This is a genomic window from Calditrichota bacterium, from assembly GCA_013152715.1.
Lineage (GTDB): Bacteria > Zhuqueibacterota > Zhuqueibacteria > Thermofontimicrobiales > Thermofontimicrobiaceae > 4484-87.
Map to the genome: position 1 here is coordinate 1 of JAADFU010000084.1, position 5,774 is coordinate 5,774.

The 5,774-nt window shown below is 44.0% G+C and carries 4 protein-coding genes; 2 read left to right on the top strand and 2 right to left on the bottom strand.

The genetic code is table 11. The features are described 5' to 3' along the window. Together GXO74_06385 and GXO74_06390 are read right to left on the bottom strand one after the other, a co-directional pair. Positions 1-1,376: transglutaminase domain-containing protein (locus GXO74_06385; GenBank protein NOZ61291.1), on the bottom strand; the 1,376-nt coding region annotated here is incomplete at its 3' end. A 92-nt stretch (positions 1,377-1,468) separates the two neighbouring features. Continuing rightward, positions 1,469-2,239, bottom strand: coding sequence for a hypothetical protein (locus GXO74_06390; GenBank protein NOZ61292.1), 771 nt, complete (start codon positions 2,237-2,239; stop codon positions 1,469-1,471). Between the two features lie 428 nt (positions 2,240-2,667). Here GXO74_06390 and GXO74_06395 point away from each other — a divergent pair, with 428 nt between their 5' ends. Both GXO74_06395 and GXO74_06400 read left to right on the top strand, forming a co-directional pair. Then, positions 2,668-4,260 carry a sulfatase gene (locus GXO74_06395; GenBank protein ID NOZ61293.1) on the top strand — a complete coding sequence of 531 codons (1,593 nt, stop codon included), beginning with the start codon at positions 2,668-2,670 and terminating at the stop codon, positions 4,258-4,260. Between the two features lie 120 nt (positions 4,261-4,380). Continuing rightward, positions 4,381-5,655: an arylsulfatase gene (locus GXO74_06400; protein NOZ61294.1), complete on the top strand. Its 1,275-nt coding sequence runs from the start codon at positions 4,381-4,383 to the stop codon at positions 5,653-5,655. The last annotated feature ends 119 nt before the right edge of the window (positions 5,656-5,774 follow it).

Sequence of the window (5,774 nt, forward strand, 5' to 3'; positions counted from 1 at the left end):
ACCGGAATCCAGCCGGCTTTGCCCATGTAAATTTCTGTCCAGCCATGTTTACTGAATGCTCCGCCGCGGTTTGGCACATACATGCAGCCCCAAACCAACCTGGCGGGAATGCCTACTGCCTGGCAAAAAGCTGCCAGTAAATTGGAATGTGCGCCGCATTCGCCTTTGCGCAAATTATACGTATTCAGCGCCGTTGCTCCGCCCGGCACGGAATAGGCGATGCTATCCGCCACCCACTGACTCAAGCGAATCGCAGCTTCCCAGGAATTTTTCGAACCAGCCGTTATTGCTTTTGCCTTCTGAATTAAAACCGGATCATCGGACTCGATCAGGGCCGTTGGCTGCAAAAAAGGCTGCACTGAATCCACTTCGCTGAAATCCGGCGGAAATGGCGGGGCGTCCTTCCCGTTGTAATGCGGGTATTCAATTTCAAAGACACCATCAATCAGGTTGTCTGTCACGGTGCCGATGAATTTTTGTCCGGGAACATTTAAATTTTGCGGCGTGATCCGCAAACCGATGGGCTCCAGCTTCGCATTAATTTTCATGTAAGAAATGGCTTGAAAATCACCAATGGAAACATTTGTTTTGAAAATAATTAGATCATCCATTGAGCCCAATTTAATTTTATCCTTCACGCTGGCATCAGCAAGGAAAGTTTCTCCACGGCTGTTAATTCCCCTCAATAGATAACCATTTCTTTTGTCCAGCCACCATTTCATTTTAGAACCGGTTTTCTGATTCATTTCTTCAAAAACCAGAGCCTGAAATTTCCTGCCCGCCAGAGTAATCGTTACATCTGGCAGCCTTTTGAAGGTCGTTTGCTGCACCTCCTGATCTTTAATTTCAAAATAGCGGTAGGTTTTTTCGTGCACACTGCTGTCCGAAAAGTCTTTTACCAAAAAAGGAAGAAATTGATCATTACGTAAAACCACATCTGAATCAATAGCAACGGTGTCAATCCCTTCCGATAAAGTTGCTTTTACGATAATTTGACTATCTTCGACCGTAGCCTCAGCAGTAAAATCCATCGCTCCTTGCTTGATATGGTTTTTCTGATAAACAAATTGCCCGCTAATCGGATCCACGAAAAAAGTGGAGTGAATTTCCAGATTAAATTTGGCTCCCAGGGCAGATAACATCATAAAAGTGCTGTCAGCAATTTTTAACATTTCTTTCCCGTCTCTCTCCAAAAATTCCTGTGTAATCTCTGCATAACCGCAAGTCACGTTGTTGATTTTGATGCCGTAATACAATTTTTCCTGCCTGGACAAATCAATTTCATTGTTCAGCGTTTGATTTGTTTTTTGACAACCTAAAACAGACATCGCCAGCAAGACGAAATTAAGGATAAGCACTGTTTTCAATATTCGCATTTTTTCCTCCTTATTAAATTTGGGAATCCGGATTCAACGGATTATATTGATTTCGCCGAATCATTATTTGGGTGAATTATACTTTTAAGAATTCAATCACTCTTTAGCTCGGTTAAAATTCGATTTTCTTTGCCAGACTTGTAATATTCAAAATATTTTTTGAACAAATTCGCTATCGCTTTACATAGTTGGTCAAAAGTGAGCTCTTCTTTGTATTGTTTATAATCTGCTCTGGATATTTGAACAGAAATATTTCCTTTGGAATCGAAGGAAACATAACTGACTTTTTCCAACGGCGGCTGGCTCAAAGGGCTTGTCGTCATGGAAAATGTCAAAATAGTCTTGTCTTTTTCAATTTGCGCTTTTGCTATTTGGGCAGCATCCAAAAAACGAGCGAAGGATTGGATCTCATCCTTTGAACTATCTATTTTCCCAAATGCATACGGTCTTTCGGTGAAACCGTTTTTGGCATCTGGCACCGAACTGGCTGATTGTTCAAAAATTTTTCGTGCGTGCGTTTCAAGCTGTTCCTGCTGGCGCATTAGTTTCATCCCTCCCAAAAATAACATTGCGGCAATGATGGCTAAATGCAAGAAAAATGTGGGCATTGAAAATATCGTGTCAGCTTGTGTTGCCAGCGCATAATGCCAGGCGCCGAGTCCGCAGAGTGAACCGAAAATTGCATAAAACACCAAACTTGTCCGCAGCGATTGAGCGATTCCCCAGATGATAAATACCGCTCCCCAAATCCAGAGAGCGTAATGCGTTCCAAACATCTGATCTTCGGCGATAAATGTGATTAAATAGGCAAAGCCAAAATAAATCAGCAGTCGCGCTTTGTTCGATTTTAATTTTGATTGCATATTGGTAGCCCTTTCTTTTTGGCCTTTGAAGCGGAAGGTCAAAATTCAGATTTTATGAATAGGATAAAATATATAAACTTCATATCAAATGAACTATACGAACAGTATAGTAAAAAAGTTTCAAAAAGTCAAGGATTATTTTTGATTTTTTAAAAGATAAAATATTCTTCTGAAATACCTCATTGAGAAACCGGTTTATGAAATTGGCTAAAAATATTTTCTCTTGCAAAACACTTGATTTTTTTAATTTAGTTCTTTACATTAAACCAATGAAGTTGGCAATACGATTATCAGTCAACTTTAATAATTTTCTTCAATTATTTTGATCTTGAAATCCGTTCCTCTCATGGCAATTCAAATAACTTTTTTATTAAAATATCTTCTATTTCAAAAATCTAAAACTTTCCAAACCAAATGGAGCTCTTTAGATGAAAAATAATCAAGTCTCCCGTCGTTCTTTTCTAAAAGCAACGAGCGTGACCGCTGCCGCCGTTGCTGCCGGACTGCCTTTATTTTCCTGTTCGGGAAATAAAAAGCCAAATATTATTTTCATCATGTCCGATGACCATGCGTATCAGGCCATTAGTTGCTACAACAACAACTTAATTCAAACGCCCAACATCGACAGGCTGGCGAAAGATGGCGTGCGTTTTGTGAATAGTTTTGTCACAAATTCCATTTGTGCGCCGAGCAGGGCAGTGTTGCTTACCGGAAAATACAGCCACATCAACGGCGTGATCGACAACCGGGTGAAATTCGACGGCAGCCAGCAAACTTTTCCCAAATTGTTGCAGCAAGCCGGCTATCAAACCGCGATGATCGGAAAGTGGCATCTGAAAAGCGATCCGACTGGGTTCGATTACTGGAATATTTTGCCGGGGCAAGGGCAATATTACAATCCGGATTTCATCGAAATGGGGGAGCGGAAACGAATTCATGGCTACGTGACAGACATCACGACTGATTTTGCTCTGAACTGGCTTAAAAATCGGGATAAATCCAAACCGTTTTGTTTGTTGCTTCATCACAAAGCACCGCATCGAGACTGGATGCCTGACTTGAAATTTTTGTCAGAATTTCGCGATCGCGATCTGCCGATTCCGGAGACTTTTTACGATGATTACAGCACGCGCAGCGACGCCGCCCGGGAACAGGAAATGCGCGTCGCGGATAACACATTCCCGGCATTCGATTTGAAAATTACTTACGATCATGAGCCAAAGACCCCTGAAGAAAAGCGAGATCAGGAATTCTGGAGCGGCGCGTACAATCGCATGGACGAAGAGCAGCGCCGTAAATGGGATGCCGCGTACGGACCACAAAACCAGGAATTCCGCAAGAAAAATCTCAAAGGAAACTTGCTCGCAGAGTACAAATACCAGCGTTTCATCAAGGATTATCTGCGCTGCATCAAATCCGTCGATGATAATGTGGGTAGAGTTTTAGATTATCTTGACGAATCGGGACTGGCGGAAAATACGATTGTGGTTTACACCTCTGATCAGGGATTCTATCTCGGCGAGCACGGCTGGTTTGACAAAAGATGGATGTATGAGGAATCGTTGCGTATGCCGCTGATCGTTCGCTATCCGAAAAAAGTAGCGCCGGCGGTGAATGAAAAAGACATGGTGCTCAATCTGGATTTTGCGCCCACTTTTCTCGATTTTGCCGGAGTGCCGGTGCCGAAAGATATGCAGGGACGTTCTATGCGTTCGATTTTAGAAGGAAAAACTCCGCCTGACTGGCGGCAAGAAATTTATTATCACTATTATGAATATCCTGCCTGGCACATGGTGAAGCGGCACTACGGAATTCGTACGCAACGCTACAAATTGATTCATTTCTATTACGATATCGATGCCTGGGAATTGTACGATTTGGAAAAAGATACGCACGAATTGCACAATGTTTACGATGATCCGGCTTACGTCGACGTGGTGAAAGAGTTGAAAGTTAAACTGGATCGATTGCAGAAAAAATTTGGCGATACGGATTATTTGAAATATTTGCCAAAGAAATAACTGCCAAAATTAAATAAAATTCTTGGAGCCTTCGAGACTTGGAGGCAAAATAGCTACAAAAAAATCGCAAGCAGATGGCTTGAAGAATTAATTCTGCAAGATGTTGAAACGAGGGACCTTATGGACAGAAGAACATTTTTAAAGACCGCAGGTCTGGGCAGTGCAGCAGCGATGTTCTCTCCTCTTGACGGTTGCCAATTTTTTGAAAAGCGAAAGCCAAACATCATTTTCATCATGGCTGATGATTTGGGCTATGGCGAATTAGGCTGCTACGGTCAGGAAAAAATTCGCACACCCAACATTGACCGGCTGGCAGCGGAAGGTATGAAGTTCACGCAACTTTACGCCGGAAGTCCGGTGTGCGCGCCATCCCGGTGCACTCTTTTGACAGGCAAACACACGGGCCATGCTTACATTCGCGGCAATGATGAAATGTCGGAGCGCGGCGATGTGTGGCACGATCCGAATCTGGAGGGACAGAGACCGCTGCTGCCGAACACGACGACTATCGGCACTCTGCTGCAAGAAGCCGATTACAAAACAGCAGCTATCGGAAAATGGGGACTTGGCGGTCCCGGTTCAACCGGCCATCCCAATAAGCAGGGGTTTGATTTTTTCTACGGCTATCTCTGTCAACGCGTTGCCCACAACTATTATCCGACTCATCTCTGGCGCAATGAAGAAAAAGACATTCTGGAAGGAAATGAATATTTCTTCCCGCATCAAAAATTTCCCGCAGACGCTGATCCCAACGATCCGAAGGCTTACGAGAAATATCGCGGCAAACAATATTCAATGGATTTGCTCACAAAAGAGGCGCTAAATTTTATTCGGGAAAATCATAACAGACCTTTTTTCCTCTATTTGCCCTACACAGTGCCCCATCTGGCGCTGCAAGTTCCTGATGATTCATTGCAAGAATACTTAGGCAAATTCCCCGAGAAACCTTATCTGGGCAATCGCGGCTATCTGCCCCAGCGCACGCCACACGCTGCTTATGCGGCCATGATCACGCGCATGGATCGTGATATCGGGAAGATTCTGTCACTGCTGAAAAAATTGGGACTGGAAGAAGACACACTCATTTTTTTCACCAGCGATAACGGCGCCACATTTCAGGGAATCGGTGGCGCAGATCCGGCATTTTTCAAAAGCAATGCTCCGTTTCGCGGCTTCAAGCAGGATGTGTATGAGGGCGGAATTCGCGTGCCCATGATTGCTTGCGCGCTGGAAGGGGAAAATTGCTCCGGGAACGGTCACAGATCATATCTCCGCTTTCTGGGATGTGATGCCTACATTGACGGAGTTGGTTGGGGTGAAACCGCCCGAAGATATCGATGGCATCTCTTTTCTGCCGGCTTTGCTGGGGAAAAATCAAAAGCAGGAAGAACATGATTATCTGTATTGGGAATACGCCCGCAGGAAACAGGCGGTGCGGATGGGAAACTGGAAAGGAGTTCGATTGCGTCCGTCAAAGCCGCTTCAGTTGTATGACCTGAGCAAAGACATGCACG